General features: G+C 61.3%; 13 protein-coding genes. 10 read left to right on the top strand and 3 right to left on the bottom strand.

Annotated features, from left to right (window positions below; all coding sequences use genetic code 11):
- The first annotated feature begins 12 nt into the window (after nt 1-12).
- Together G6N28_RS06580 and G6N28_RS26805 are read left to right on the top strand one after the other, a co-directional pair.
- The gene (locus tag G6N28_RS06580) at nt 13-621 is read left to right on the top strand and encodes a TetR/AcrR family transcriptional regulator (RefSeq protein WP_163898370.1); all 609 of its coding nucleotides are present in this window, start codon (nt 13-15) and stop codon (nt 619-621) included.
- Between the two features lie 204 nt (nt 622-825).
- Nucleotides 826-1,446, top strand: a complete 621-nt coding sequence (locus G6N28_RS26805) for a VldE C-terminal domain-containing protein (protein WP_179962029.1) — start codon at nt 826-828, stop codon at nt 1,444-1,446.
- 17 nt (nt 1,447-1,463) lie between these two features.
- Here the strand turns inward: G6N28_RS26805 and G6N28_RS06570 are convergent, their stop codons facing one another.
- The gene (locus tag G6N28_RS06570; protein ID WP_163898367.1) at nt 1,464-3,026 is read right to left on the bottom strand and encodes a phytoene desaturase family protein; all 1,563 of its coding nucleotides are present in this window, start codon (nt 3,024-3,026) and stop codon (nt 1,464-1,466) included.
- 73 nt (nt 3,027-3,099) lie between these two features.
- Between G6N28_RS06570 and G6N28_RS06565 the strand changes: the two genes are divergently transcribed.
- From G6N28_RS06565 to drmC, 7 genes are all read left to right on the top strand, one after another.
- Nucleotides 3,100-3,696, top strand: coding sequence for a TetR/AcrR family transcriptional regulator (locus G6N28_RS06565; protein WP_163898364.1), 597 nt, complete (start codon nt 3,100-3,102; stop codon nt 3,694-3,696).
- A gap of 387 nt (nt 3,697-4,083) precedes the next feature.
- Nucleotides 4,084-5,769 carry a zinc ribbon domain-containing protein gene (locus tag G6N28_RS06560; RefSeq protein WP_163898361.1) on the top strand — a complete coding sequence of 562 codons (1,686 nt, stop codon included), beginning with the start codon at nt 4,084-4,086 and terminating at the stop codon, nt 5,767-5,769.
- A 1,235-nt stretch (nt 5,770-7,004) separates the two neighbouring features.
- On the top strand, nt 7,005-10,442 hold the full coding sequence (gene drmD / locus G6N28_RS06555) for a DISARM system SNF2-like helicase DrmD (RefSeq protein WP_235674484.1): 3,438 nt from the start codon (nt 7,005-7,007) through the stop codon (nt 10,440-10,442).
- Nucleotides 10,442-14,512 (top strand): Eco57I restriction-modification methylase domain-containing protein, encoded by a 4,071-nt coding sequence (locus tag G6N28_RS06550; protein WP_163898358.1) that lies wholly within the window; start codon nt 10,442-10,444, stop codon nt 14,510-14,512. The genes drmD and G6N28_RS06550 overlap by 1 nt, the downstream gene beginning before the upstream one ends.
- Nucleotides 14,512-18,225, top strand: a complete 3,714-nt coding sequence (gene drmA, locus G6N28_RS06545; protein ID WP_163898355.1) for a DISARM system helicase DrmA — start codon at nt 14,512-14,514, stop codon at nt 18,223-18,225. Before G6N28_RS06550 ends, drmA begins: the two co-directional genes overlap by 1 nt.
- Entirely contained in the window at nt 18,225-20,276 is a 2,052-nt protein-coding gene (gene drmB, locus G6N28_RS06540; RefSeq protein WP_163898352.1) for an MrfA Zn-binding domain-containing protein, read from the top strand. Before drmA ends, drmB begins: the two co-directional genes overlap by 1 nt.
- Nucleotides 20,266-20,970, top strand: a complete 705-nt coding sequence (drmC, locus tag G6N28_RS06535) for a DISARM system phospholipase D-like protein DrmC (protein WP_163898349.1) — start codon at nt 20,266-20,268, stop codon at nt 20,968-20,970. Before drmB ends, drmC begins: the two co-directional genes overlap by 11 nt.
- 209 nt (nt 20,971-21,179) lie before the next feature.
- Here the strand turns inward: drmC and G6N28_RS06530 are convergent, their stop codons facing one another.
- Entirely contained in the window at nt 21,180-24,266 is a 3,087-nt protein-coding gene (locus tag G6N28_RS06530; protein WP_163905897.1) for a DUF3427 domain-containing protein, read from the bottom strand.
- 80 nt (nt 24,267-24,346) lie between these two features.
- Nucleotides 24,347-25,447: an HNH endonuclease gene (locus G6N28_RS06525; RefSeq protein ID WP_163898345.1), complete on the bottom strand. Its 1,101-nt coding sequence runs from the start codon at nt 25,445-25,447 to the stop codon at nt 24,347-24,349.
- A 206-nt stretch (nt 25,448-25,653) separates the two neighbouring features.
- Here G6N28_RS06525 and G6N28_RS06520 point away from each other — a divergent pair, with 206 nt between their 5' ends.
- A complete protein-coding gene (locus G6N28_RS06520; RefSeq protein ID WP_179962028.1) occupies nt 25,654-26,022 on the top strand; it encodes a hypothetical protein in 369 nt (122 codons plus the stop codon).
- The last annotated feature ends 209 nt before the right edge of the window (nt 26,023-26,231 follow it).

The raw sequence follows: 26,231 nt of genomic DNA, 5'->3' as shown, positions 1-26,231 counted from the left end.
TACAGTTGGCGGATGGACGAGCCCACCGCCGGCATCGTGCGGGCAGCCCGAAACGCGTTCGCCCAGTTCGGTCCCGACCGGGCGACGATGACCGACGTCGCACGCGCGGCGGGGGTGGTGCGCCAGACCCTCTACTACACGGTGTCGGGCCGTGACGAGCTCATCGAGCTGGCGATCGTGCAGTGCTGCGAGGAACTTCAGCAGGAGATCGACTCCTGGGAGTTCGATCCCGACGGCGACCTCGACGAGATCCTCGTCGAGTTTCTGGCCAGGGCTGTCGAAATCACCGGCGGTGACGAAGAATTGGCGGCGCTGACGGCCAGCCTTCCGCCGGAGCGGGTTCGTGCGGTTCTGGGCGAGTCACATCCGGTGGAGGCGTTGATCCGGTCCAGCCTGCGGCCGATCCTGCGACGCGCGCAGGCCGAAGGGCGGTTGCGCCCCGGTGTGACGATCGAAGAGGCGAGCCGCTGGTTGCAGGGCGTGCTCACGTTCGCGTTGCTCGGTGACGCGCCGTCGCCGAAGGCGCTGCGCGACGAGCTACGAAAGTTCGCGCTGCCCTCGGTGTTCACCGACGAGAAGGCACAGGTCCGGGGTGGGCAGCGGGCCCGTCGCGCGCGCTGACCGTTTCTCGGGCCGGCCGCGTCACAATCGGCGCCCGACATGACGTTCGCCACGATCGGTGCGCGTGGCGGGGCGGTCGCAATGGAGTGCGGTTTGGCCGTGTGACCTGGGACGTTTCGGCTCGGCGCGGGGCTTTCGAGGGGGCCGGACGCCGCTGCGGCGAATTGGCTGGTGTGTGCGTGGCGTCGGTAGTCTGCCCGGCCGATGGGAAGACACGCATTAGCCAACACGCGTAGGAGGCCGCGGTTAGCCGTCGTCGCGGGGGCGATCTCGGCCGCCGCGTTGTTTGTCGTCGGTGGGGACGGCCACCCGCAGGGCAGTGCCGCAGCGGAGTGCTGCGAGGCCATGGCGGCGGCGCCAGCGCCGAGCGCGCAGCCGGTGCGGTTGATGGCGGCCCAACCACCGGCCCCGCCGGTTCCGCCGGAGCTGCCGCAGGGGGTGGCGAAGGAGACGGGTCTGCAGGTGGACACGATCCTGGCGGCGCGGGCGGTGAGTGCGACGTTTCCCGAGATCCTCGATATCGGTGGGGTTCGCTCGGATCCGTTGAAGTGGCATCCGCACGGGTTGGCGATCGACGTGATGATTCCGAATGCGCGCTCGGAGGCGGGGAAAGCGCTGGGCGACAGTGTGCTGGCGTACGTGTTGGAGAACGCGGAGCGCTTCGGCGTGGTGCACGCCATCTGGCGGCAGACCATTTACAAGCCTGACGGTTCGCAAAGGCTGATGTCGAATCGCGGGTCGGATACCGCCAACCACTACGACCATGTGCACATCGCGACCAGGGGCGGCGGGTTCCCGTCGGAGGGCCAGGTTTACCTGCGCTGATGGGCGACATTCGTGATTCAGGTGAGGTCGTCGAGTACTTGGTAGGCGGCGTTGTATCCGGGGATGAAGGTGATGCCGGGTCCGCCGTGGCAGCCGGCGCCGCCGAGGTAGAGACCGTCGATGCCGATGGGCAGGTCGCGGAAGCCTTTCGGGCCGGGCCGGTTGGGTCCCATCAGGTCGGGGTGCAGCAGGCCGTGGCAGAAGTCGCCGGCGGGGGCGCCGAACATGGTGTTCATGTGGTAGGGGGCGAAGGTGATGTGGCGGATCTGGATGTCTTTGAAGTTCGGGGCGTAGCGGGTGATTTTGTCGATGACGCGTTGTGCCATTTCGTTTTTGAGGTGTCCGTGTTGATCGCGTGGGGTTTCGACCGGAAAGGCGTATGCGTAGGCGCTGGCGGCGTGCATGCCGGGTGGGGCCATGCTGGGGTCGTGCACTGATGGGATCTGGATGCCCAGCGACGGGTTGTCGGGAATGATGCCGCGGCACGCGTTCTCCCACTGGCGCTGCTGCTCTTCGGGTGAGCCGAAGATACCGACCGAGGGTTGCATGCCGGGTTCGTTGAGCAGGTCGTAGGGCGGAGCGAACTCGGGCAGCCCGTCGAGCGCGAAGTGCATCTGGACGAAGGAGGCGCGGTGGTCGCGGCCCTGGAGCCTGTCGAACAGTTGGGCCGAGAGGTGCTCGGGGTCAACGAGTTCGGTGAGGGTGGTGTCGGGAGAGAGGTTGGACACGACGACGGGGGCGGTGATGGTCTCGCCGTCCTTGCAGCGCACGCCGGTGACGCGGCCGTCGTCGACGAGGATCTGCTCGACCTTGGTGCGGTAACGGATCTCGCCGCCGCGGCTTTCGAACATCTCGCGCAGGTGCTCGGTGAGGGCGCCGATGCCGCCTTCGAGCTTGGTCATCATCGCGGTGCCGTCCTCGGGGACGGCGAGGGCGAAGGCCAGACAGGTCGCGCTGCCGGGGGTGTAGGGGCCGCGGTAGGTGGAGTTGATGGCCAGGAAGGCCAGCATGCCGCGCATGACGGCGTGGCGCTTCTTGTCGGGTAGGTAGCGGTCAATGACGTCCATCGCCGAACCGAACAGCGTTTTGTGGATGGCGCGCCGCTCGGATTCGTTTGCGGCGCAGGCATACATCTCGTCGATGGTCTTGGGCGGTGTGCGGACGTCGAAGCGGCCGAGTGCGCGGGCGGGGCCTTGGCTCCAGGCGATGAGCTCGGCCATGCCGGTGACGGCGTCGGTGCCGTGCTTGTCGGCGAGGTGGGTCATCAGCTGCATGGGATCGCGGTAGAAGACCATCGCTTCCTCGCCGTGCTCGCCGATGTTGACCGACATGACGTCGGAGTCGACGGTCGGAAGGGTGTCGAGGCCGAGGTCTTTGGTGATCTGGCTGGGGGTGGGGAACTGCACGGAGCCGGCGATTTCGTAGCGGAAGCCGTCGATGAGTTCGACGGTGGCGGCCATGCCGCCGGCGTAGGTGTTGGCTTCGAGGCACAGGGTGTGCAGGCCGGCGCGTTGCAGGACGGCGGCGGCGGTCAGCCCGTTGTGCCCGGCGCCGACGACAATGGCGTCGTAGTCAGTCATGGTGCGCTAGGTTATGTCAGGACTGACATAAATGGGTCGGAACTGACAAATTGTGGGTTAGGATGCGGGCACCATGGCGACACCGATCAACCTGCATACGCAGCGTCGGCAGGCCACCAAGGAGGCGCTGCGGCGGGTGGCGTTGGCGCGGTTCGCGCAGGATGGGTTCGCCAATGTGACGGTGTCTCAGCTGGCCGCCGAAGCCGGCGTCACCGAGCGCACGTTCTTTCGGCACTTTCCGACCAAGGAAGCGGTGCTGTTCGCCGACTACGAGACCCACCTGGAGTGGCTGGCCGAGGCGCTGGCACGACGACCGGCGTCGGAGTCGGTGTTCGACGCGGTGTTGGCGAGCGTGCTCAGCTTCCCGCACGACCTGGAGGTGGTGCACCAGGCGGCGCTGCTGCGGGCCAGTCTCATCGGGGAGCGGGCAGCCGGCCATCTGCGTGTGGTGCAGGCGTCCTTCGCCTCGGTGATCACCGACTTCGTGCGCAAGCGCTACACCGATCTGCCGGGCATCGACCTGCAGGCCGAGGTCGCCGGCGTGGTGCTTGCGGCCGCACTAGTTGTCGCGGTGGAGAACTGGGGGCGCGGCGGCTGCGCCGGCGACCTGGGCCAGATCGTGACGGAGAGTGTGGAGCTGGTGCGGTCAGGGCTCGCGCCACTGGCCTGATCCGCTGCTTAACAATCGATGTCTTGACGTCAACATGCTTGCGCTTACTCGCCTCGATCGTGGTTGGGGGTTGTGGGACGATGATCGAGAGCCCAGGTTTGTTAAGGAGGCGTATGCATCCGCGATGAAGACCGTCGGCTCTGTCCATGTTTCACGGGCTGCCCCATTCCCGCTCACCTCTGGGATGTGGTCGTAACGTAATGGTGAATGCCTGGAGCGACCGGATCAAGTTATTGAACGATGACAATACGTGGAATTCGGCTCGGTCCTGATCATGACGCCTGGGGACCGCGGGTCCGTGACCTCTGCACACCGTCTAACCGCTCTGGCAATAGGCAAAGCCCCTGGAACCACACCTAGTGAATTGTTCGTTACTAATATCGTGGCATGGCAGACGTGGATCTCGATGCCCTATACACGCTCCGAGCTGAAGATCTCTCGGAAGCTGATCTGGAACGACTCACTGCCGAGGTGCCCGGGGACGAGTCGATCCTTCGTCGCTTGACTGGCCCAGGACCTAAACTCTTGAAAGGGCCGCGAGGCTCGGGAAAGTCGAATTATCTTAAACGAGCATACTTCCGACTTCGCGCAAGTGATAATGTTCTGGTTGCGTATATTAACTACTCGCAGCACCTGGCGCTTGAGCCTGTGATGTTGCGTTCCGAGCGCGCTCTCGAATACTTTCGACAATGGCTAATATATAAAGTAATTATTGCGCTGGCCGAAAGTGCAGCGGAAGATTGTCCGAAAGATCTCCGAAAGTTGGCGCATGATGGTACTCGGTTTGTAAATGAACTGCAAACTTCGGTAGGTAAAATCCCAAGATTTGCTCCGACAGCGATCGCGCCGGCTGAGTTACTGACCCTTATTGAAAATTGGGCCGAGAGTATGGGATGTTCGCGTGCTGTATTACTGATGGATGACGCGGCACACGCTTTTATGCCTCAGCAGCAACGTGAATTCTTTGAAATATTTCGTGCGCTTCGCTCTCGAACAGTCGCATGTAAGGCAGCTATTTATCCAGGAGTTACCTCCTATAGCCCTTACTTTAATATTGGTCACGAAGCAGAAGAGATCGAGGTGTGGATCCGTACTGACTTACCCGAATATTTGGAGACCATGCGTGCGATCTTCGCCGCTCGATTTCCGCTGACCCTCCAAGGGTCTGTGCGTAATGATTTGATCGACCTCGCTGCCTATGCTTCTTTTGGGCTCCCGAGAAACTTCCTGAACATTCTCTCTGACTCTATTGGTGACCCCGATGAAGAAGACGAAACAGTAACTTTTGTACCTCCCACTTTGCGCAAGGTTCGTGAAGCCATCCGTAGGAACGCGGTGCGGGTGCGATCGCTTTTCGATGAGGTTTCACGGAAGCTGCCTAGATACGAAAACTTCATACAAGTGGGCCAGGAGGTGCAGGATAGCATGCTTGCATCTATTAGGGTCACAAACCGGCAGCGGGGAAAGCGAAGCGCTAAATATATCGGCGTGGCAATTGCTCAACCTTGGAATGCGGAACTCAGTCAAGTTATTTCTCTTATGGAATACGCAGGTGTTGTCAGACGTCTCGGATCGGTTTCACGTGGTCGGGACCGATATGAAAAGGTTCAAATTCATACTTCGCTCCTCATCGCGGACAACGCTCTAGGACTGCCCCAGACCCCATCGATAGAAGATCACCTCGTCGCTCTGCGGCGGCAGAGTGCCGACGATTTTGTTCGGCGCCAGCCAGTAGGAGTCTTGACTCTCGATCAGAGAGAGCGCTGTCGCCTGAACCTTTCCCCATGTCCAAAATGTCATAGTCCGCGTATTTCCGAAGATTCAGTCTTCTGTTACAGGTGCGGGACAGCATTAACCGAACAATCGGTGTACATCGAGTTGCTCTCGTCTCCCCTTGAGAGCCTGCTCCTTACGCCTATTAAGCTGCAGCGAATACTAGAGCTCACCAATCTTCGAACGGTACAGGACGTCATCCTTGACGACGCAGGGCTGCAATTGCGTACGGTTCCAAGTATCGGGAGTACTTGGGCAGCGCGTATCAAGGCTCGCGCTGATGAGTTCGTGACCCTGTAATGACGCATATATTCCCGCAGATCTGTCTGGCTTCGGCATCACATGTTGGTGCGGGTACTTTGACCAGGTTGACCGATGCCGCAGTGTCGACCCACCGTCATACAGGGGCTTATCGCTCCGCCATCGATGTCGCTTTCGACTCACTCTTAGTTGTCACGCAGGTAGCCGTGAACGAAGAGCCGAGCTGGAACACGCAACACGGACTTATTCTCAGCTCGTCGGCAGTGGCCGCAGCTGAAGACTATTTCCGATCAATTTTGACGGACGTTGTCACTATCTGTCCGGTTTGCATGACGCGAGTGCAGCCCCTGGAGACACGAATGGAGTTCGTCTTCTCGGGGTCAGTTGCAGATGCGGTGAGAGGGATGCTTGATGGCGAGAGTTTTTCGAGTAAGTCGAATGTCATAAAATGGTCAAAGAGGATTGCGGGTGTCGATCTAAACAACCAGCGATCGTTAGAGGTTGCGCTTGCAGAGTTCGAACGTGCTTGTCATATTCGACACGCCGCGATCCACGCAGGCGGGTACGTATCGACGCGAAATGCTGTAGAACTTGGCGTGCCACCTGGAAGCTGGATAGCTTTTGACTCACCGGCCGCGATTCATGAAATCGTCAGCGTAATTACAGCGTGTCTGCGCTCGTACAATCAGCTTCTTTTCGAGAGCATCCTCACTGGATGGCTCAGAGACGGTTTATTACTTGGGGATTGGACGTTGGATCGCGACCGTTGGACGCAGCTGTGGCGCGCATTCAGATCGGAAGGAGACATTGCTAGTAGCCGAGAAGGAGGACCCACGCCTTTACGTAGTACTGCCTACCTAGCGTATGTTTCTATGCGCGCGGCATTCGCCTCTCGCGCTGCAAGTATGTCGGGCTCGCGATGAAGTGTTCAGCCGGGCGGCAAATAGACGCAGCACACTCCCTCGATCGCTAGGTTGGGTCTAAGTCCGCCAGCTCGCAAGTGCGGGGTCTCTGCTCCTAACCGAGGTTATTCTAGTCGACGGTTGTCGAGTTGAGATCGTCTAGATACGTTCTATGGAAACAGGGCTACGGCAACTGCCGCGTATTCATAAGCTCATATGCCAACCGCATGCGGGCCATGGTCTTACACGAGATCGATTGACATATCTGCATAGGGTCGTGGGGCCCGGCTACGGTGTCCTTCTGTGGAGGCATCACCAGAAGTTGAAGCCGATCAACTGTCACAGGGGCAGCGCTCGACGATCCGGCGTGCTGTGCAAGAGGCTATCGACCAGCACGGTGAGGACTGGGCGATGCGAAACACCTGCGCCGAATTACAGAAAAAGTACGGCATCTCTTACGCGACGATCGACTATCTACTCCGGGACGGGCTACCGGACGTGTTTCCCGAAGAGCTTCTGGCGGCGGGACAGCGCAACAGAATACGCAGGGAGATTCGCGAAGCGATGGCGTCGACCGCACGTGGCCAGGAGGATCACGCGGTCGCCGTTGCGGTTGCCAGGTTGGCTGAGCACTTCGGACTCACCGAGGACGCCATATGTGCTGTTATTAACAGCGAAAGCGCTCCTGGCACCCCGCCCCTGCCCGAACCCGGCCAGGTCGTCGAGGTCCGCGGCTCGACATGGGCGGTCGCCAACGTCTATGCCCAGGGCCTGCACCTCAGTCCCGCCGACGACGCCATCACCCAGATCAACCACGTGGTGGACCTGCAGTCGCTGGACGAGGACCGCCTCGGCGAACAGCTGTCGGTAATCTGGGAGCTTGAGGTCGGGAAGACGGTCACCCCGCCGCAGGGTCTGCCCGAGCAGATCAACCTGGAGGGCTTCGACGACCCGGTCACGTTGGCGGGATTCATTGACGCGATGCGGTGGGGCGCCGTCACCTCGGCGGACCCCAACCGCTACCAGGCGCCGTTCTGGTCGGGCGTCACGGTCGAGGCGTACCAGCTCGAACCGCTGCGGCGGGCGTTAACCAGCCCGCGGACCAACCTGCTGCTGGCTGACGACGTCGGTCTGGGCAAGACCATCGAGGCCGGGCTGGTGGTCCAAGAGCTGTTCCTTCGGCATCGCGCCCGCACCGCGGTGATCGTGTGCCCACCGAGCCTGGCGCTGAAATGGCAGGACGAGATGCGCGACAAGTTCGGCCTGCAGTTCGTCATCGTCAACAGCGAGCTGATGGCCGAGGTGCGCCGCACCCACGGCCTGCATGCCAACCCATTCCAGCTCTATCCCCGAGTGATCGTGTCCATGGCGTGGCTGCCGCAGGTGCGTTGCCAGCGCCTGCTGCGCGATGTCTACGCCCAGGCCAAAAACCCCAAACTGGGCAAACGATTCGCCTTCGACATTCTCATCGTCGACGAAGCCCACCACGTCGCTCCGTCGAGTCCCTCGGCTGTCGCCAGTGGACGCGGCTACTCGGTGGATACCCAGCGGACGGTGGCGGTGCGCCAACTCGCCGAAACGTGCGAGCACCGCCTGTTCTTGAGCGCGACTCCACACAACGGCTACCCGGAGTCGTTCACCGCGCTGATGGAGATGATCGACCCCCGCCGGTTCTCCCGGGGTGCGCTCCTGGACTCCACCGCGCTCAAGGACGTGACGGTGCGCCGGCTCAAGAGCGACCTGAAGGGCAAGGGGTTCAAAGACCGTGAGGTCAAGGTCTTGGACTTTAGCCCCGCAAGTACTGAGCAGGAGATGTTCTCGTTACTCGATGAGATCGTCACCCGCAGCGCCAAGTTGAACGGCACCAAACCCGGCGGTGACATCGTCACCATGCTGCTGAAAAAGCGATTTCTGTCCAGCCCGTTCTCGTTCGGCATGACCATCAGCCACTACCTCGACACCAGAGCCGGCCGAGGCCTTCGCGACGACGATTATGACGACATCTTCGGCGAAGGGCAGGCCGACGAAGAAGAAGGCCTCTGGGAACACGACGAAGCCGAGCGGCTACGCGAGTCGAAGGCATCCGACCCACTCAGCGCCGCCGAACCAGGACAGCTGGAGAAACTCGCCGACTGGGGATTGAGCTACGAAAGCCGGCCGGACTCACGCTTGGAGAGGCTGCTCACCTTCCTCGACGCCATCTGCCGACCCGACGGCATCCACTGGACCAACGAGCGGGTCGTGGTGTTCACCGAATACGCCCACACCCTGGGCTGGCTGCAGCGGGTACTGGCCCAACGCGGCTACGCCGACCGGCTGGCCGTCATCGAAGGCGCGACCCCCACCGACGACCGTGAGTACATCCGCTCACAGTTCACCGCCGACCCAACCGAGGAACCAGTGCGGGTCCTGCTGGCGACCGACGCGGCCGGCGAGGGCATCGACCTGCAAACCCACTGCCACCGGTTGGTGAACTTCGACATCCCATTCAACCCGTCCCGGCTTGAACAGCGCATCGGTCGCATCGACCGTTACGGACAGACCGAAACACCCGAGGTGTTTCACTTCGTCCCCGACGAGAAGTCCTCCACCTACGCCGCCGACGCGAACTTCATGGCGCGTATCGCCCGCAAGATCGCCCAGGTCGAGGTTGACCTCGGATCCGCCAACCAGGTGATCGGTGAGGAGATCCAGGAGCATTTCGCGCGACGCACACCGTCCAAGCGCAAAGCCAAGAGTCTCGATGGCAACCAGGTGATCCAGGAGGCCTTGGCCGGCGGCATCGAACTCAACTCGCGGCTAACAGAGCTGGAACGTGGCTACGACGCCTCCCGCGCTGACCTGCATCTCGAACCGCAGAACCTGCGACGCGTCGTTGACACTGCGCTGCGGATCAACCACCAGCTTCCCTTGGAGCCGGTCGGTGACGCCGACACCGACGCCGAGGTTTTCGAGATGCCGGCGTTGAGCCAGTCCTGGCAGGACACCCTCAAGGGACTGGCTACTCGGCTCAAACCCGATGTGCTGCGCCCGATCACCTTCGACCCCGCCGCGGCCGAAGGGCGCAGTGACCTGGTCTACGTACACCTGGGGCATCCGATCGTGCAGAAGGCGCAACGACTGCTCCGCAGATCACTGTGGAGTGTGGATTCGACGCTGAACCGGGTCACCGCGGTCGTCATCGACGGCATGGCCGAATCATTTGTCGCGGCCGTGACCCGCATGGTTTTGGTCGGACGCGGGGGAGTGCGCCTTCACGAGGAGGTGTTCCTCGTTGGCGTTCGTTTACGAGGCCGCCGCGCAATGGCCGAGGAAAAAGCAGAGCGCGCCCTCGATCAAGCGCTCGATGGCGACCGGCTCAATTTGGCGAGCCGCCGAGTCCGCGATGAGCTCTGTGAAATCTGGAACGCCTCAGACGCTCCGTTGCGCATCCGGCTAGAGGAATCCATGCACTCGCGAGCCGAACGCCGACACGAGCGGGTACTGGAACAGCTCGACAAACGCCGCGCCTCTGACATCCAACGCGCCCGCGACATCTTCGCCGCGTTCCGCACTAACCTGCGTGAATCACTCGATCTTTTGCGGAGCAAGGACGCCGAAGCTGAGGCGATGTTGTGGGCCGACGAGCAGCAAAAGCAATGGCGGCGCGATATCGAGTCGATGCAACGCCGCCTCGATGAACTTGATGACGAGGAAGCACGCGAGATTGCGGCGATCTCCGACCGCTATGCCGATGTCAAACCACATACCACCGCAGCCGCGGTGGTATTCGCCCTCACGGCAGAGGATGCGAAAGGAGGTTTGCGCTGATGGCGCCCCGTACCTCACGCCGACGCTCCACACCGAATGCCTCCGAGCTGCACCGCGCGTGGCTTGATCTTGTCGACACTGACGGTCCATTCCTGGCGATCGCCCCGCTCAAACGTGTCTGGCCGCAAGGCATGCCCACGCTGGACGACATCCGCAAAGAAGCCCTGCTGTTCGCGCGCAAGGACTTCGAAGCGGCGTGGGAGGCCGTTGACCGCGCATTCGGTGACGACCCTGCAGCCGAAGATGCGTACCGGATCGCGCGGGACAAATGGGTGGAGACTGTTCTACGTGATGTCGCCGGCTGGGCGGAATCACTAGCTTGGGGGTCCGTTCCAGGAGTGGAGGCGCAGTCGCCCAACCGGGCGGTGACTGTTGGTGCACAGGCGGCATTAGTGGATCCGGACGGCAACATCGGTGCTCTGGTGTCAGTGATCGACCCGGTCGATTCGCTGCGCCAAGTTCCCAGTGACCTATGGGCGGCGACCCCTATCGACCGCATGGAAGCGCTGCTGCGCAGCAACGGCATTGCGATCGGCATCGTCACCGACGGACGCTGGTGGGCATTGGTATGCGCACGGTCCGGTGCCATGACCGCCTCCGGGGTCGTGGACGCACTTACTTGGGTGGAGGAGCCCCGCACCCGCGACGCCTTCCTGACGCTGATTTCGCGCCAGCACATCATCGGCGGCAAGGACGACGAGCGGCTACCGGTGCTATTCGAACAATCGGTGGCCGCAGCCGAAGAGATCACCGAAGCCCTTGGCGCACAGGTGCGCAGCGCTGTCGAGCTTCTCATCCAATCTTTTTCCGAGTCTGCCCGCGACGCTCGTCAGCGCGGCGAACCCGACCCGCTGCCTGTTGAGACTCACCAAAGTTACGAGGCAGCGGTAACCATCATGATGCGGATCGTGTTCCTGCTGTTTGCCGAGGAACGCGGCCTCTTGCCGTCGGGAGAACTGTTTGAGCAGGGTTACGGGATCTCACGCGAACTGGATCGATTGCAAAGCAGGGAAGCCGAGGAGAGCGAGGAAGCCCTCGACGCCACTTCCCTCACGTGGCACAGACTCCTCGCGACCAGCCAGGCTCTGTACGGAGGGGCTTCCTTTGAGAATATGCGGGTGCCCGCCTATGGTGGCTCTCTGTTTGACCCGGCACGCTTCCCGTTCCTAACCTCAACCACGACACACGGAACTCTCGCGATCACCGTATCCGACCGGGTGATGCTGCATGTCCTACGCTCAGTGCAGCTGGCCATTCTCAAGGGCGGCGAGGCGCGCCGGATCTCGTTCCGCGACATCGACGTCGAGCAGATCGGCTACATCTACGAGGGATTGCTCGGCTACACCGCCGTCACCGTCACTCAGACCCATCTCGGTCTGCAGGGGACCCGCGGCGAGGAACCCGAGATCACGCTTTCCGAGCTCGAGCGCCTTGCCGCTACCAACACAGCACCAAACAAACTCGCCGAAGCGATCCGCGCGCACATTGCGGTTGACCAACCATCAGCCAAACCTCAATCCGTAGCTGCGATTGTCAAAAACCTTAGTGCTCAGTTGGAACCGACAGTGGTGAGCGGACTGGCGCAGGCTGTCGGTGACGACGCCGCTCTGCGTGATCGTGTCTTGCCCTGGCTAGGCATCATGCGTCTGGACCTTCGAGGCCGCCCGTTCGTGGTGCTCGACGGTGGCCTGCTCGTCAAGGAAACTCCATCACGTAAAAATGCCGGGGCGCACTACACGCCCAAGTCGCTGGCCATGGAAGTCGTGCTGCACGCACTGCAGCCGCTCTGTTACGAGCCTGGCCCCTACCAAACCGCCGATGAATCACAGTGGAAGCTCAAGTCGTCCGATGACCTGCTGAGCCTAAAGGTCGCCGACATCGCCTGTGGCTCTGGCGCATTCCTGGTGTCAGCTGCCAACTACCTGGCCGACCGGGTGGTCGAAGCGTGGACCGCCGAGAATCCCGCAAACGCACACCGCAATGATCTGCACCGGCGAGCCATTCGCGAAGTGGTAGCGAACTGCCTCTACGGCGCCGACATCAACGACATGGCCGTCGAGATGTGCAAGCTTTCGCTGTGGTTGGTGTCACTCGACCGCGACCTGCCTTTCTCGTTCGTCGACGACAAGATCTTTTTTGGAAACTCGTTGCTCGGTATCACCAGTCTCGACCAACTGCGCAAGCTGCATATCGATCCATCCCGAGTTCAGGCAGGAGACATGTTCGACATCTTTGACGTCGACATTGACGCCATTATCAGTAAGGCCGCCGACCTGCGCCGAAAACTCGCCACCGAGGTCGATGAGAACAATCCGGCCCGGACTAGTGCAGCGAAGCGGCGACAGCTTGCTCAAATGCGTGATTTTACAGCGGAATTGCGAAGGATTGCTGACGGCATTGTCGCAGCTGGGCTGCCACTTGGGGGGAAAACCTGTAGGGCGCTGGATGAATCCTACGAGAACTTGCGAGTCGCAGTCAGGGCCGCGCATCCCGACTCTGACCAACCTGACTACACGATGCTTCACTCCATCATCGATAAGGGTCTTAAGCCTACGGTCGACACTGACTACGACCGCTGGCTTCCCAATCACTGGGTGATCGAAGCACCCGACGTGATCTTAAATCGCGGCGGTTTCGATGCGATTGTGGGCAACCCGCCCTTTCTTGGTGGTAAGAAGATCTCCGGCGCCATCGGTTCCGAAGTCCGCGAATGGCTTGTGAATGTGATCGCTCGGGGTGCCACCGGTAACGCTGATCAGGCCGCGTATTTCTTCTTGCGTGCTAAGTCATTGCTTTCAACCGGCGGGACCTTAGGCTTGATCGCGACCAATACCATCGCGCAAGGGGACACCCGCGAAGTGGGATTGGATAGGATGGTTGAGTCAGGATTCACTATCACGAGGGCTATTCAGAGCAAACAATGGCCCGTGGCAAATGCTTCCTTGGAGTATGCGGCAGTGTGGGGCACCGTGGGGCAGGTTGCCGATGTTGTACCCCGAATCAGCGACGGGGTACCTGTAGCAAGGATCTCCCCTCTTTTAGAGCCAAGCGGCCGCGTCGAAGGAAACCCAATCCGCCTAATTGCGAATGCTGGTGTCGCATTCCAAGGCTGTGTCGTCGTTGGCCTGGGATTCGTGGTCGACCCCAGTGAAGCTGCGGAGTGGATCTCGATGGATGCGCACAACGCCGCGGTGCTTTTTCCGTACCTGAATGGTGAGGACCTGAACTCTCGTCCGAACTGTTCCGCATCACGTTGGGTTATCGACTTCAACGACGCGACCTTAGAGAAGGCCTCGCGTTGGAAGATTCCATTTGAGCGTGTTCAAGAACGTGTTCTTCCCGAGCGAAAGAAAGTCAAGCGCAAGGCGCATCGGGATCGTTGGTGGCAGTACGGCGATAAACGTCCCGCGCTCCGGAGGGCCATCGCTGACTTGGACGAAGTATTAGTGATAGCGCTAGTGAGTAACTCGGTAATGCCTGTGCGAGTACCAACTGGTCAGGTATTTAGTCATATGCTCGGCGTTTTCGCCACGGATTCTTATGGTGACCAGGCCGCTTTGTCATCCTCGGTACATCAGCTGTGGGCGATAAAATACGGCTCAACGTTGGGGGTGGGAGTCCGCTACACGCCTTCCGACGTGTTCGAGACATTTCCACGACCAAAGGTAACCGAACGTTTGGAAGGAGTCGGCCGCACTCTGGACGAGGTGCGTCGCGAGATCTTGTTGCGGCGTAGTTTGGGCTTGACCAAGTTTTACAACCTCGTGAACGACGAGCAGATCACCGATGCCTCGGACGCAGATGTGGCGCGGATACGTGAAATTCATATCGAACTCGACAACGCAGTGATGGAAGCGTATGGCTGGTCGGACATCGCGCTCGACCATGGCTTTCACACCTACCGGCAAATGGAACGTTGGACGGTAAGCCCTTCGGCGCGGGTAGAAATTTTGGACCGGCTCTTAGAAGAGAATCACCGCCGTGCCGCTAAGGAAGCCAAAGAGACCACGAAGCCAGGCAAAGCTCGTCGCATTAAGGATGTGTCGGATGAGCAAGGGACACTGCTGTAATGGCTGAGGTCAGTGAGAAGTCAAAGGGCCCGGCGGGAGCCTACGAGCTGACCTACGAGCCGGACGATTCGTCGTTCACCGTTCGCGAAAATCTAGTCGACATCCTGGAACGTGAGCTTCTGGGACCCATTCATGGCCCAGACGAACTATTGCCGTTTAGCCCGCGTTCGCAGTACCTGGTCGGACACATCGCTCCGGTACGGCTCAGTGGAGCTGCGGCAGGTGGTCCCGACTCAGGGGATAACACCGAACGCGGTGAACTCGTCGAACCCCGCGCCGATGTGAACGCGGTAACCGAGGTGCGAGGCGTCCCGGCTCCTCCAACCGATGAGCACGAAGCCGACTCCGATGACGACGATCCTGAGGACCGAGCGCCCAAGCAAGGCCTGATGATTCCCTCGTCGATGGGACTGCGATTCCAGGTGCCACCGGACCTGGAGTCGTTCACCGTCACCGCGTCGTGGGGGACTTACGAGTCGGTCCAGACCGACAAGGTCACGAAGGGCGGTCGCCCGATCCGCCATTTCCAGCGCATCCCGGTTGAAGAGCCACGTTCGGTACGGCTGGCAGACCTAAAGGCCGGGCAGACGACGACGATCCCGCTGCGCGACACTATCTGCCTGCGAGTCGACCGCTTCGACGACCCATCTCATAACCGTGTGCTTATCGAAATCGCCTTGTGCAACGATCGCGAAACGCCGATGCCGATCCCAATCGGGATGTGGATGTTCCAAACCAAGCTATATGTCGATGCCGGCGGAGAAAAAGTGTTCCTGCCGGTTCGTGATGTTTTGGAACAGGCTTGGCCGGAACACGACCCCGAGGTACAGCGGCTGAACCTGCAGTACCGCAACCGGCTTGAGTACGCGATCGGGCGGACCTGCTCGGCGGACTGGACGGTCAAGAAAGGCTCACGGCGCGCCAGCGCCGTGTGGACCACCTGGCTGCCGGTTGCTGAGACCCCGCAAACCCAGGCGCGCGATGTAGAAAATGCGCTGCTCTCTATGGATGCGCTGGCGACCGCGACTGCAGACCAAGTCCGCACTGGACTCGGGCCGCTGATAGCCGGCTATGGTGAGTGGCTCGATACCCAGGAGGCCACCGCCGCCGAGCTACCGAACCATCTCCGCGAGACAGCGGATTTGGCGTTGTTGGAGGGCCGCCGTGCCCTCAAACGGCTGCAGGACGGACTGGCATATGTGGTCGCCGACGCAGAGGCGTTGCGCTGCTTCCAGTTCATGAATGCTGTGATGCGCGACCAGCGCATCGCGTCCCAGGTTGCTGCAATGCGGGCTTCGGATCCCGGCCTGTCGATCAGCGACGCGCAGGCCAAGGTCGCTGAAACCGGCCCGAAGGCCGCCTCCTGGAGGCCCTTCCAGCTGGCTTTCATCCTGATGCAGCTTGGCGCACTCACCGACCCATCGGCACCATTGCGCAGCGCCGAACACTTGGCCCGAGTCGAGCTACTGTTCTTCCCGACTGGCGGCGGCAAGACTGAGGCATACCTCGGATTGGCGGCGTACACGTTCGCCATCCGTCGCAGACAGGGAATCGTCGAATCCGCTGACGGCCCACTAGATGGCCGCGACGGGGTAGCGGTGCTGATGCGCTACACGCTGCGGTTACTCACTGCCCAGCAGTTCCAGCGCGCGACCACACTGGTGTGTGCAGCCGAACTGGTTCGCCAAGCTGATGAAACCACCTGGGGGACAGAACCATTCCGGATTGGCCTTTGGGTCGGCACCGATGTAAGTCCCAAACGCTTCGAAGAGGCCGACGAGCAGCTGACCAAGGCCAACGAGTACGGGGCGCACCGTCTCACGGTGCTGCAGGTGCAGCGCTGCCCCTGGTGCGGGACCCCGATCACAGCCTCCCAGGTCAAAGCCGACGCCACCGCGCGGCGGGTGTTCGTCTACTGCGGCGACGACCTGGCGCGGTGCCCATTCTCCAAGGGCGGACAGGTCAGCGAAGGGTTGCCGATCCTGACTGTCGATGAGGAGATCTACCGTCTCACACCGGCATTCGTCATAGCCACCGTCGATAAGTTCGCCCGACTGGCCCGCGAAGGCGAAGCCGCGGCCCTGTTCGGCTACGTCGGCCGACGCTGCGGACGTCACGGGTACGTTCATCCCGACTACGCCGCATGCAACATCTCCACCGCGCACCCCGCGGTGCCTGGATACCCCACAGCAACCGTTCATCCAGTGAAGCGGCTGAGGCCACCAGACCTGATCATCCAGGACGAGCTGCACTTGATCACCGGAGCCCTGGGCACCGCGGTTGGTTTGTTCGAAGTCGCGGTGGAGACCCTGGCGTCCTGGGAAGGCCCCGACGGCAAGCCTGTACGTCCGCTGATCGTCGCGTCCACGGCGACCGTACGCAACGCGCAGGAACAGGTGCGCGGGCTGTACGGGCGGCGCGTCGAAATCTTTCCTCCTCAGGTGCTCGACGTCTCAGACACCTACTTCTCTCGCGAAATTTCCATCACCGAGGCCACACCCGGGCGCCGCTATGTTGGGGTGAGCGCACAGGGCGTGCGTTTGGCAAGTGCCGAGATACGGGTCTCGGAGGTCCTACTGTCCGCCGGTCAGCTCCTGCTGGACCGCAGCGGCATTGCCGCCGACCCCTACATGACACTGGTCGGCTACTTCAACGCCACCCGCGAGTTGGCCGGCATGACCCGATACATGGGGGACGACGTTCAAAACCGGGTCAAGCGGCCACGAAAAGACTCCGGGTTCCCACCCCGCCACGGTGCAGCGTTCGGACTGCTCAACTCCGGCGAGCTGACGGCGCGAATCGCATCCTCGGAGATCGGCCGCACGCTCGACCGTCTGGGGTTGGAGTTCGATCCTGATTACGACACCACGGAAGCATTTCAGGCCCGGATGGAAGCTCAGCGCGAGGGCAGGAAGGTGCCTACTCGTAAAGAGGCGCCGTTCGACGTCGTCCTGGCGACCTCGATGCTTCAGGTTGGCGTCGACGTGCAGCGCCTGGGGTTGATGCTTGTTGTCGGACAGCCGAAGAACACGGCCGAGTACATCCAGGCATCCTCGCGCGTCGGTCGCGATCCCAAACGTCCGGGTTTGGTCGTGACACTCGGTAACTGGGCTCGACCACGCGACCTGGCGCACTTCGAACAGTTCCGCCACTATCACGAGACTTTCTATTCCCAAGTGGAAGCTCTATCTGTTACTCCGTACTCACCGACGTCATTGGATCGCGGTCTGGACGGACTATTGGTCAGCGTGGCGCGGGTGGTACAAGCGCCTCTCGACGAGGGGCTGTCACAGGAGCGGAATGCTTGGCGGATCAAAGAGCAACGCGCCACTGTCGATCGAGCCGCGGAACGCCTCAAAGCGCGAGTCGCAGCCGCCGCACTCGATGAGGCGGCGGTGAAGTATGCAAGCGACCGGTTGGTGAACCGTATCGATCGGTGGGCTGACTGGGCCGGCCGCGCCAGCGACATGCATAAGACGTTGGTCTATGAACGCACCGGGGACGGGGACAAGTATCTGCCGTTGCTGATGAGTCCGGAGAATGCGAAGGCTGACGCTGCGTCCTCAACCCAGCCGCCATTCGTCGTCGCGAATTCGATGCGAGAAGTCCAGCCGGAGATCAACATCCTCGTAAGCCCGATCCCGGATCGCCTATTCACGCGGGTGCCCGAAGGGGCACCGCGGTGGACGTTGCCTGTTGGGGATGACGACTGATGACCGACACGACACCCGACGCTGTGATGCTCCACGATCCGGACGAGACGCTGGATCCGTTGACTGACATCGAAGATGCGGTGGCGAAGAACCGGGCCAAGGTCGGCTCATCGAGACCGTCGTCGCTGCTGTACACCTATGGACCCGGAGCAATCATGGACTTGCCGGGGTTCTCGGTAATGCCGGCAGGCCTGGACGACTGGGAACCTATTTGGAAACGGCGCGAACGTATTCCGTCGATCATCGAACCCCGACTGCTCAACGTAGTCCGCATGCACCTTGGCAATCAGGTGGAGGCGCTTCGGCCGTATCCGTGGCAGCCCAAGCGGAACTCATTCGCCACGGAAGGCGCAGACCTCGGCATCCCAGCCAGGGTGTTTCCGCAATGGTTGCGTTGTACCGGATGCGACTACCTCGGCCCACTGCCACGGTTCAGCTACACGAACACCCATCCCTTCCGGCCTGACCTGGCACAATTCACCCACAAGAGCTGCCCGGGCCGCGGCACACAGCGCACAGGGACAAAGAGGGGGCAAAGGGAAAGCCCTGCGGTGCCTGCCCAGCACCTATTGACATGTACCAACGGTCATCTCGATGAGTTCCCCTACGAACTCTGGGTGCACCGCGGACGACGGTGCCCAAAGGCGGAGCGCCCCGACCTCAAGATGCGAGACGCCAACGTAGGCAAGAGCGTCGGCTCGATTATCGCGTGCACCCAGTGTGGGGCTACCCGCGGCATGGCCGAGGCACAAGGCTCGGTCGGTCGAGACAAGCTGCCCCAAACATGCCGCGGGAGGCACCCGCACCTGAATGCCTTCGACAAAGAATGCAGCGCCAGACCAGCTCTCATCATGATGGGCGCGTCTAACCTGTGGTTTGCTTCCACCCAGTCGATCATCGTCATGCCCCGCACCGACGCCGAGAAGGCCGAAGCGCTTGGGGATCTACTGCGCCTGGAACTCGGCGCCGACATTCTCAAGCAGTTCGCTGGACAACTCGATGTGATCCGAAGCATGGCAGAGCTGAAAGATATCGACCTGACCGCGTACTCGGACGAGAGCCTTGCTTCTGCGATCGCGGATGCGTTGTCGCCGCCGGAGTCTGACGAAGAGCGCAAGAAGAAGCGAGACGACTGGGATCCGGTCGAACTGCTGGTGCCCGAATGGCAATATCTGCAGAAGCCGGCGCTGTTTCCCACCCAGAAAAACACCACCGGGCTGATGGTGACCGATATGACCCGTGGCCCTGAGCTCCCCGCACAGATCAGCCGGGTCGTCGCAGTCAACCAGATGAAGAAAGTCAACGCCTTCATCGGGTTCACCCGTCTCGATGAGATGGACCGCGTCAATGACCTGCCGGGGCGGCTGGTGAAACTCACCCGCAACGGGAGTCCCACATGGGTGCCGGCCACCGAAGACCGTGGCGAGGGAATCTTCCTGCAGCTGAGTCTCGATGCGGTCGAGGAATGGGAGAACACCGTCTACAACACGCCGTTATGGACGGCGCATCGGGCGGCCAATCGCCGTAACTTCGCGCGTAGGTTCTCGGAGACCGCCGAGGCCGTCGACCCAGATACGCGGCTCCCCGCGCCGCGATACTGGCTGCTGCATACGCTGTCCCACATCTTGATTCGTGAGATGGCGATGTCGTGTGGTTACGGTGCGGCCAGCCTGACCGAGCGAATCTACGGCTGGCCGGCGTCCGCGCACCGCGAAGGTGCGGCTGGACTGTTGATTTGCACTACCGCGTCAGACAGTGAGGGCACGCTCGGTGGACTCGTCGCTCTGGCAGAACCTACTCGATTGCAGGGACTGGTGATCTCGGCGTTGCGACGAGCAACTCGTTGCTCGTCAGACCCGGTGTGTGCAATGCGAACACCCAGCGATCCTGAGGACTTTCTACATGGCGCAGCATGCCACTGCTGCACATTCGCTTCGGAAACGTCGTGCGAGAAAGCCAACCGGTACCTCGATCGGCGATTCCTGCTCACGCTACCGAGCGGGGACGACAAACCGGTTCCCGGTTTCTTCGGGAGCCCTGATGTCCGATGACCCGTTCAAGGAACTTGGGCAATACCTGACTGCGACCGAGGCCGACAGCCTGGCCGCGCTCTTTGAATTTGGTGAGCACACCACGCACGCACTGGCATCGATCAGTCTCTCACGACGCGAGCGCGTATCCGGCCTGCTGAAGGCAGCTGGAATCGGGCACGATTCACCAGAACTGGCGGCTGCGGTGCTACGCGGTATCGCTGGGGCGAAGCTTGCTCACCGTGAGCTCGTTCCGGTCTGGACCATGCCCGGCCAGGAGGCAACCGTCGGCCACTTGACGAACCAGTTCCACGATGTCGTCGCAGCCGCCCGCGTGGCTGTTACCTGCGCGACCTACAACTTCTCACCGACCTCGGCCATGTGGGACGCACTCCAAAGAGCCTCTGAGGAACCCGATCTCGCAGTGTGCGTGTATGTCGACTCCGAGGTAGGCGACCCCACCGGAGTCAAGACACGCCTGCCCAGCGCCACCGTATACAGATCAGCCACGCTGCCCGATAGCCAACCTATTGTCAGCCACGCCAAGTTCATCATCGTCGATCACGAGATCGTGCTGTTGACCAGTGCAAACTTCTCCTACAATGCCGAAAATCGCAATGTCGAGTTTGGGCTGCGCATCCATGACGGTGGGCTGGCAGCATCGATGGAATCCACAATGGCCAGCAAGCGGGGGAGTTTGTACGAGCTCATCTGAGGGAGTGGGAGGTATCCGCCGGTACTGGTTGCGTCAGGAAATACGAGAAACCTGGCGCCGAATCTGGAGCGACGCACCTATCTCTAAGCCCGCTTTGCCAGTGATCGGGGCCTGATGTTGGGTATCGGGCCACGGCGCGACCGAGATAAATAGAGTGCTCTGCGACTAGTGTCGTCGTTTGATCCCGAGGCTTCCGTCAATGTCCGCTCTCAGGCGACCGCGGCGGCGAACTGCTGATATAGGTCACCCGGCAAGGGTGTGTCCAGCTCCCACGTGATGGCCATCGGCTTCTCGCCGACATGACCGCGATAGCTGGCCGGGCCGAGAAACCAGAAGGCTCGGTCGTCGGCGCGCAGACGAGTGAACAGCATGATGGAGCGACCGTCGCGTTCGTGATTGCGGTAGCGCAAGCCCGTAGCGCTGTCTTCCCTTGTGGTCGACTGGCTTTCCCAGTGAATAAGGGTGCGGCTGATCGCGTAGTCACGGTAGCGGGTCGTCGGCGAAAACGCGCCGGTGCTCTTATCAAGTGTGAACGCAAGCAACTCGGCGTTGGCCTCCTTCGCTTCGTACACACCGCTCTGCCAAGCAGCGACTTTGGCGTTTGTACCGATACCGAACGCGCTCAAAATCTCGATGCGCGAGTAGCGGGCGTGCACTTGCAGCGGTACGTCGGGATGATGCTCTAGATCACCGTGCAAGTGATCCACCCGATCGTCGAGCTCGACGAGAAGCTCGGCGAGTTCGGCACGTATCTGTGGGTGCGCCCACAAGAGATCGACAGCGTCCTGCACCGAGTGGTCCTTCGTCAGGACTTGGTCGCCGAGGCTCGCGACGAGCATGCGGACCAACCGTCGCTGCCGTTCGGGCAACGTCGAGACATCCGGTGGGATTGTTGACTCTAGGAGGTCGCGGTAGGTAGCGATGCGCTCATCGTCATCGACATGCAACAGCCGACCGACCGCCCTACGTAGTGACTTCTCATGTGGGCCTGAAGGTGCGACCGGCACCGCGGCCGCTTCGCACAGATCCGACCAGCTCCGTGACCCGTCGTACACATCGGGCAAGTCCAGCCCGGACTCCTCGAGGTACTTCGACAACGTTACGTCGGGATATTTGCTGTGCACGACCCGCAATTCTTCGACGCGGGCAGGCCAACGGGTGGGAATCGCCTCGCGCAGGCTACGCAGCACGATCTCTGACGACTTGTGGTCCAGCTGCATGTAGCAACCGGCCGGCAAGAACGGAAAACCTTGCTGCACTGCGCGTTCAATATCGCGACGCGTGCCACCGATGAGTGCACGATAGCGGCGGTCGAAGCGGAACTCACGGCGATGCGTACCCACGAAGTCGAGGACCGTACAAAAGGCTTTGCCCTTCGACCGCCGCAGACCACGGCCAAGCTGTTGCAGAAACAACGTCGGGCTTTCGGTGGGACGCATCATCAGCACGGTGTCGACAGCGGGCACGTCGACACCCTCGTTGAACAGGTCGACCGAGAAGACAACACGGATCTCCCCGGCGGACAGCTGCCGCAACGCCGCCTTGCGTTCCTCCCGCGGGCTATCACCCCAAACCGCCACGGCAGGGATGCCGTGCTTGTTGAAGTGCGTCGCCATGAACCGAGCGTGGTCGATACTGACGCAAAACCCGAGAGCCCGCATGGAGCGCGGGTCTTCGGCTCGCCGCTGCACCTCTTGCACGATGGTGCGAGCCCAAGCGTCGGTGCTGGTGTACAGATCGCTTAATGCCTCAAGGTCGTAACCGCGGCCGCGGCGCCAGGGGATCTCGGTGAGGTCGAGTCCGTCATGGATCCCGAAGTACATAAACGGTGTAAGGCGCTGTTGGTCGATGGCATCCCACAGTCGCAGTTCGGCGGCGATGCGGTCGTCAAACCAGTGAAGGATCGAAAGGCCGTCGCTGCGTTCGGGCGTGGCAGTAAGGCCCAACAGCTCTCGGGGCTGAACATGGTCCAGAAGTTTTTGGTACGACGGCGCTGCCGCATGATGGAACTCGTCGATGATGACAACGTCGAAGTGATCGGGCGGTAGATCTTCCAGGTTGGCGGCATTCAGGCTTTGGATGGAGGCGAAGACATGGTCGAAGAGCTGAGGTCGGGAGCCGCCGATCCACTTCTCACCGAACGACGCTTCACGTAAGGCATATCGAAATGTGGCAAGGCTCTGATCAAGAATTTCGTTTCGATGAGCCACGAAGAGCAGCCGAGCGCGCGGGAGCTCCTCACGAAGCCGCGCGTAGTCGACGGCGGCCATGACGGTCTTTCCCGTGCCGGTCGCGGCGACGAGCAAGTTGCGATGATGCCCTTTGGTGCGCGATACCGAGATCTGTTCGAGCAATCGCTCCTGGAAAGGCTCGAGCCGCAGCTCGATCGGACTAAGGACAATATGTGGGCCCTGGTCGGTATGGGTGGCCCGCCGTGTTTCCATGTCGAACTGGTCGGGATCGTAGGGAATGAAGTCGCCACCCTGCCAGTAGCTTTCGAACATTGCGTCAAACTTGGCCAGCACGTCGGGATTGCGCGCTGACGAGACACGAACATTCCACTCGAGGCCAGTGTGTTGGGCGCTATGCGTCAGATTCGATGAGCCGACGTACGCGGTTGAGAACCCGGTCCGGCGATGAAAAATCCACGCTTTAGCGTGCAATCGAGTGCTGGTCACGTCGTAGGAGACGCCGATCTCGGCGCCGAGGTTGCTCAGTTGATCCAGCGCTGCTCGTTCGGTGGAACCGGTGTAGATCGTGGTGAGCAGACGCAGCCGTCTACCTCGTTCGCAGTGACGCCGTAGTGAGCTGAGTAGGGGGTTGATGCCGCTGCGGCGGACAAATGCCATCACCACGTCGATTCCGTCTGTTGCGGAGTCGATCTCGGCGTCCAATTGGGTCATCAGGACCGGGTCACCGGGAGCATTTGTGAGCAGCGTGGTGTCAAGAAGGGGGATAAGTGGTTCGGTGATCGTACGAGGTTTCCCGTCAGGTTGCTTTTCGAGAATCGCGTGGAGAACCTCACCTGGTTCGACGGGTGCGGCGGAGGTGTCAGTCTCGGCTAGTTCGCTCAGTCGCTGAATCAGTTGGCGGGCGATCTCGATGCCGATCTTGACGCGGTCCTTGTCAGGTAATGCCTCGACAGACCTCTCGATTTCCCGGCTCAGGTGCAGCGCAATCCGATCGGCCGCCTCGGCCGTGTGCAGAGCGCGCGTCGGGCGCAGGGTGCTATCCAGATAGCCAAGACGTGTGTGCAGCGCCTCAGTGACAAGTAGTTCGTAGATTCCTGGATCCATATCCACCACAGGTCGACCTCAAAACGCTCGGACGGCGGCGACCGTCTCCACTGCGGAGGTATCGGCGTCGGCGCCATAGCTCATCGCGGGCTGTAGCCCGTCATTATCCACCACGGCGGGAAGCTGATATCGAGCCGCTCGGTTTGCTTGTAACCAGCCCACGTTGGGACTCCTTCGGGCTGGCCGCGATAGATGCCTCGCGCCGCGGCAGTCACGCGCTCGTGCTGGGTCGGCCACTGCAGGTCGGCGGCGATCTCCTCGAGGGCTTCGCGGTCCCGTGTGAGAACACGATTGACGATGTCGACTGATGGCAGTGCGTGCCGTTTGTCGCCGTTGCACCGGGCACAAGCCAAAACGAGGTTGGCGAGCCCGTCGATACCCACTAGCGACCACGGGAGAACGTGATCGATCGGATTATCGGCGGGCAGGTGGGTGCCGCAATAGAAACAGTGCGGTCCGAACGCCTCTTTGAATGGGTCGCGGACAACGGTCAGGGCTGTTCGTTCCCGCCCGAACAGGTGCCCGGCGACGTCGGGCACTTCCGCGTCCAGGAACTTGTTCATCTGCCGCACGTCTTCGACCCACATGATCTCCAGCGTGGGCCGCAGCAGACCGGCAAGTCGGGCCAGGCCGTGCGCAACCCCTGGGTTGAGCACAATTGCGTCGCCGTGTTGGCGCAACGTTCGCCGCGAAACATTCTCGCCCAGAAAGGAATCGTCGTACAGGAACGGATCACTGGTGGCCGATCCGGGGAGCTTCTGCAACCTCGGCAGCGGTTGCTTGGCCAGTGCGATGACGATCTTGTCGATCGCCTGCTGATAGGCCTTGGGTGTCCGCATCATCGCGACCTCAAGCGACAGTGCGGTGTCGCCGGTGCGCGCCGCATCGCGCAACTCCTTGGTCGCGTCAATGATCCGCGCCTTCCTCCCAGTCCTGCGTTGTGCGAGCTCATGTCCCTCGAAGGGGCGAACTTGACGCCAGTAGATTGCCAGCACCCGGTGCGCCAACTCGGGGATCGGCACCCGCAGCGTATCGGTGGCTTGCTCAGGTAAATTTTCGATGCAGTGTTCGATCAGCGCCATCAGGGTCGCTAGCTTGTAGGTGGCGTCGCGTTGACCGGTTTCGAGGATGGCCACGACCCGCTGACCAAGCAGCAGCGGATCGGTTGACTTATTACCCATGATCTGGGACCGTTCCACCGTTTCGCACCAGAAGATTATCGCCCGCAGGTCCGAGTTCTTGGTGAAAGACGATGAGAATCCGCTATCTTGGCGATCAATACGGGGTCTCGATTGAAAACCAGTTGTGCCGTCTGTGTCGTACGTCGAGCGGCTTATCGGCCTCGACCGGGCAGACGAGGAGGTGGAGAATTTCTACGCATCCGCGATTGAAGAATCTCGATGACGATCTGCTCGAACGAATTCAGGCCGTTTTCGAAGCCCATGCCGAGATCGAGACACTTACCAACAAGCGACCGAACTGGATCGACCGGTTCGATGCGAGTGGGGTCTGGGTCGAGACCTTACGGTCTCGACGGCTCGGAACCGCACCGCAACTCGTTCCGGCTTGGATGATCGTAGCCGCCTGGAACCGATTGAAGATCAAAGGCGAATTAAGCCACGATGAGCTCCTCAACGAGCTCAACGTGAAGCGTTCAGCGTTTGTCATGGCGCTGCTGGCTCAGTTCCCTGATGTTGTCGTCCGCTCGATCTATCCCACCGTCCTCGCGCTCACCCGTACGACCGGCCAGTCATAGCCGAAGCTGCTCGAAACCGTGTCTTCCCTGGCTTATCTCGGCACGCCGCTGCCCCCAAACGTGGTTGACTAACCATCGCGTGTGTGCAACATGTTCGGCGCTCGCGGCGAGTTCAGTACTGTCTATCGGCGGGTTTCGACCTTTCGCGTGCTGGTTTGTCGGTGCGTCCATGTATTTTGCCAGCCATGACGAACGAGAATCCCGCCTGC

It is taken from the genome of Mycolicibacterium pulveris, from assembly GCF_010725725.1.
Lineage (GTDB): Bacteria > Actinomycetota > Actinomycetes > Mycobacteriales > Mycobacteriaceae > Mycobacterium > Mycobacterium pulveris.
This window is presented reverse-complemented; position numbering and strand designations above follow the sequence as displayed.